The sequence below is a fragment of the Vibrio ichthyoenteri ATCC 700023 genome, assembly GCF_000222605.1.
Lineage (GTDB): Bacteria > Pseudomonadota > Gammaproteobacteria > Enterobacterales > Vibrionaceae > Vibrio > Vibrio ichthyoenteri.
This window is the reverse complement of record NZ_AFWF01000262.1, coordinates 1-3,971: the sequence shown is the minus strand read 5'-3', so window position 1 is coordinate 3,971 and position 3,971 is coordinate 1. Positions and strand designations below refer to the sequence as shown.

Here is a 3,971-nt window from a genome sequence, read left to right as displayed (position 1 = left end):
TTCTTAATCTAAGTCATGTATTGGTTCTACGTAATATAAGTATCCTTAACTACAGTAACTAATTAGATTCTATAAATTTAGTCATCATAAAATTCGTAAAGGTAAAATTTTATAAGCAATTAATAAGTCAGGGGAAATATCCATCAGTTAAATAATTAGCCTAACAATGAGTATTTAAAATAACAAACCAGGTACCTAGCCTGCTATTTCTCAATTCTCATTACATTATCTAAATGCTCTCGCATACAATGTTCTGCTTGATTTGCATTGCCCGCCTTAATCGCATCAAAAATCATCGAATGCTCATGATAATTCTGCTTGTGATATGGCGTATATTCAGAAGGATTACGCGTCATAATCAGCCAAGAAATCAAAGATTCGTATAGCGAAGAAACCATAGGGTTTTGAATGATATCTATAATGCAACGATGAAACGCAATATCTGAACGAACAAAAGCATCATAATCTTCACAATTTACTTTGTTTTGCTCTAACACCCGCTGTAACTTCACAAGATCATCATCTGTACGAACCAGCGCCGCCTCTCTCACTATGGCAATCTCAAATAACTGACGTAAATGTTCAAACTGACGCTTTTCATCTTTCTGCGACAGTAAACCAATCGCAAGCCCTGAAACATTATTGATCAACGTCTCTGTGCAAGGTTTGGTGACGCGGGTTTTTTCACCACTCTTAACTGCGACTAATCCTTTTTGCGATAGCTTCATTAATGCTTCACGAACGGAAGGTCGACCCACATCAAACGCCGCCATTAAATCGCGTTCAGAAGGTAACGTATCTCCTTCCTTTAACGTGTTATTAATGATCATCTTCTCCAATTCTTCAGCCACACTGTCTGAAAGTTTGGTTTTCTTCATTGGCTTCAATGGAAACGAAGTTAACTCCATAAGAGTTCCCTCTTTAAATACTTAATAATGTGTTATCTAACCGGATAGCTGTGATATCCGGTTAAGCCGTGACGTTAAAATTGGGTCTAGTTTAATGTAATCTGCCTCGTTTTAAATCTTAAACTCGGGCAGCAACTCATTCTTTATTTTTATTTTGCACTCTATGTCATTCATTGGGATCGACGCAAAAGGAAAGCGCATCGTCGATTCAATTCGCGACCAACCACCCAATGCAGCCATGAATTTGTCTACTGCGGCATTGCAGTAACCTTTGTCAGTAATATAAGGCGCAATTTCTTCATTCATAAACCGCTGTATACGACTCTCCAGCTCTAACGCCGAAGGCACTAGAGCCAAACAGTCTTGAGTCCAAGCTTGGGTCGCTTTTGGGTTCAAGCAGCACACATTAGAGTAGGCACCTTTTGCCCCTTTATACGCATCAGTCGCAAGGAAGTGCCCAGCAACAAAAATAGAGGCTTTCTCTGCCAACCCGGTGATTGTTATCTCTGGCGTAATTCTCGGCAGCTTAAAACCTACCAGTTTTGGAATAGCCTCGTACAACTCATCTAATTCATTCGCTGTTAGATTAACTTTAGCATGTGGTGGATTGTAAAGTACCAGATCAACCCCCTGTGCAACCTGCTCTACTTTATGCATAAAGACTTTAGCCACAGCCAATGAACACGGAAACCAATCTGGTAAAATAACCTGAATAGCTGTTGGATTAAGCGTAGCTGCAAACTTTACCCGCTCTAACGCAGCTTGAGGATGACAATGGCTCGCACCGATTTGAAAAGCCATACCTGCTTGATGACATTTTTGAGCCAACAATTTACTGATTTGCTGGAATTCTTCTTCGGACTGAGTATAAAACTCGCCTGCCGTGCCGTTAGAATAAATCCCATCCACACCAGCAGCAATATAACAGTCAATTTGTTGTTCAAGACTTTCAAAATCAATGACTTCACTTTTAATCGGGAGCAACAGTGTCGCCCAATTTCCAGAAATTCCACTCTTACTCAAAGTCATAGGATTGATGCCCTTACTTTTATCACAACTTTATCCACCCACTCTTCTTCACTTCCAACCTGAATCATTGGACGATGCCATTCACTAGGGTAGAAAACGCAGTATTGATGCGGTTCGAGCGTAATAAATTGCTCATGCACTATATTGGTTTTAAGCTCACAATCATTGTCAAAATATTGTTCAGTCATAAACAGAGATGATGCGGGTTCAACTGCAAAACCGAGTGTCTCTTTCGTTGTTAACGCTAGATGAATATCGACATAATCACGATGTATCTCTGCTTGTGAGTCTGCCAGTGACCGCGCTGCCCCTCTAATTCGATTAACAAAAACATCATCACCTTTGATTTTATTCATACCACTAGGCATTTGCTCGAGATCTTGCTCAAGAACCAATCTAATGATGTCGCCAAACTCTTTGTCGTGCGATAAACGGCTTACGGTTGCAATTATCATTATATTCAGCAGCGATTACTCGCTGCTGCCTGCTATAAATTAAAGGAAGTAGTTTGGTAAGAACATCACCATTTGCGGGAAGAGAATGATGATTGCCAAGACAATAATCAGTGGTACTAAGAAGATCAAAACCGAGCGCGCAAGTACTTCGTATGGGATCTTACCGACTTTCGCAACCACAAAGAGCGAGACCCCCATTGGTGGAGTCAATATCCCCAACATCATGTTCATCACGACGACGATACCAAAGTGTACTGGGTCTATACCAAGTTGAACGGTGACTGGTAGCAAGATAGGGATCAAAATCAGCAACAGCGCTAGGGTTTCAATAAATGCGCCTAAAATAAACAGCATCACAGACACAAGCACAAGAAAAACAAAAGGAGAATCAGTAACTTGCAAGAATAACTCAGCCGCTTTAAGAGGAATATCTTCTTTAACGATGACATAACCAAATAGGCCGACACCACCAATCAAAAATCCAATCACCGCCGACGTATTCACCGATTCATGGACCACTTCAAGAAAACGTGAAACCGTTAATTCGCGATACACCACAAAGCCTAAGAACATGGCATACAGAGAAGCAACGACTGCCGCTTCAGTTGGTGTCACGATGCCAGAGAAAATACCACCAATAATAAGAACCGGTGTCATTAGCGCTAATGAGGCATCTTTAAAGGAGTAACAAATCGTTTTGAATGACGCCCTCGGGTAAACCGGATAACCTTTTTTCTTGGCGATAAAGTAGACCATCACCATCAGAGATACAGCGCACAATAGTGCTGGTACAACGCCAGCTAAAAACAGCGCGCCAATCGATGCACCAGACATAACACCGTAGATAACGATAGGAATACTCGGCGGCATTAAAGGCCCAATAACACTCGACGCAGCGGTAATCGCACCAGCAAAGCCATCATCGTACCCCTCATCACGCATCGCTTTTATTTCAAGCTGTCCCAAGCCACCAGCATCAGCGTGCGCTGAACCCGACATTCCTGAAAATAGAAGACTGGCAAGAACGTTAACATGACCAAGTGAGCCAGTTAAATGCCCAGTTAAGTCTCGAGCAAATTTAAACATTTTGTCAGTGATGCCTGCTGAGTTCATCAATAGACCACTGAAGATAAAGAACGGAACTGCAAGTAACGGGAATGAGTTCAACCCGGCAATAATTTTTTGCGAAGCGAGCGCAATGCCGCCATTAGTTAAAAGATAAATGATTGAAACAACATAAAGGGTAAATGCGACAGGCATACCGATTGCTAACAGCGCACCCCAACCACCAAAAATACCAAACATAGCCAATACCTTACTTACATAGATGGGAGTTCACTGTGGCATCGCCTCTTTGTGGTTTAACCAACTTAGAGAAAGAAATCGCAGCGTTTAAAAATGATTTAATAAAGACTAAAAGAAAGCCAACGGGTACAGCGCCATAAAGGGCCGACATCTGAACATCCATGGTTACTGAGCCCAATCGATCCATCCTTTCAGCGAAGATGTAGCCGTAGTGGACAATAATCACTGCAATCACAGCAATCACAGCAATCACAGCAATCACAGCAATCACAGC

5 protein-coding genes are annotated in these 3,971 nt (G+C 41.8%); all 5 read right to left on the bottom strand.

Annotated features, from left to right (window positions below):
- Positions 1–203 precede the first annotated feature (203 nt).
- A complete protein-coding gene (locus tag RH85_RS17570; protein ID WP_241210411.1) occupies positions 204–878 on the bottom strand; it encodes an FCD domain-containing protein in 675 nt (224 codons plus the stop codon).
- A gap of 141 nt (positions 879–1,019) precedes the next feature.
- Positions 1,020–1,937, bottom strand: coding sequence for a dihydrodipicolinate synthase family protein (locus RH85_RS17565; RefSeq protein WP_006714054.1), 918 nt, complete (start codon positions 1,935–1,937; stop codon positions 1,020–1,022).
- The gene (locus tag RH85_RS17560; RefSeq protein WP_006714053.1) at positions 1,934–2,392 is read right to left on the bottom strand and encodes a NanQ anomerase/TabA/YiaL family protein; all 459 of its coding nucleotides are present in this window, start codon (positions 2,390–2,392) and stop codon (positions 1,934–1,936) included. Before RH85_RS17560 ends, RH85_RS17565 begins: the two co-directional genes overlap by 4 nt.
- Positions 2,393–2,431: 39 nt before the next feature.
- A complete protein-coding gene (locus RH85_RS17555; protein ID WP_006714052.1) occupies positions 2,432–3,697 on the bottom strand; it encodes a TRAP transporter large permease in 1,266 nt (421 codons plus the stop codon).
- A 10-nt stretch (positions 3,698–3,707) separates the two neighbouring features.
- Positions 3,708–3,971 (bottom strand): hypothetical protein (locus tag RH85_RS23085; protein WP_006714051.1); only part of this gene is annotated, 264 nt, incomplete at its 5' end.

Excerpts from the sequence above, each read along its gene's own strand:
- RH85_RS17570 (WP_241210411.1), bottom strand. The coding sequence starts at position 878 with ATGAAGAAAACCAAACTTTCAGACAGTGTGGCTGAAGAATTGGAGAAG.
- RH85_RS17565 (WP_006714054.1), bottom strand. The coding sequence starts at position 1,937 with ATGACTTTGAGTAAGAGTGGAATTTCTGGAAATTGGGCGACACTGTTG.
- RH85_RS17560 (WP_006714053.1), bottom strand. The coding sequence starts at position 2,392 with ATGATAATTGCAACCGTAAGCCGTTTATCGCACGACAAAGAGTTTGGC.
- RH85_RS17555 (WP_006714052.1), bottom strand. The coding sequence starts at position 3,697 with ATGTTTGGTATTTTTGGTGGTTGGGGTGCGCTGTTAGCAATCGGTATG.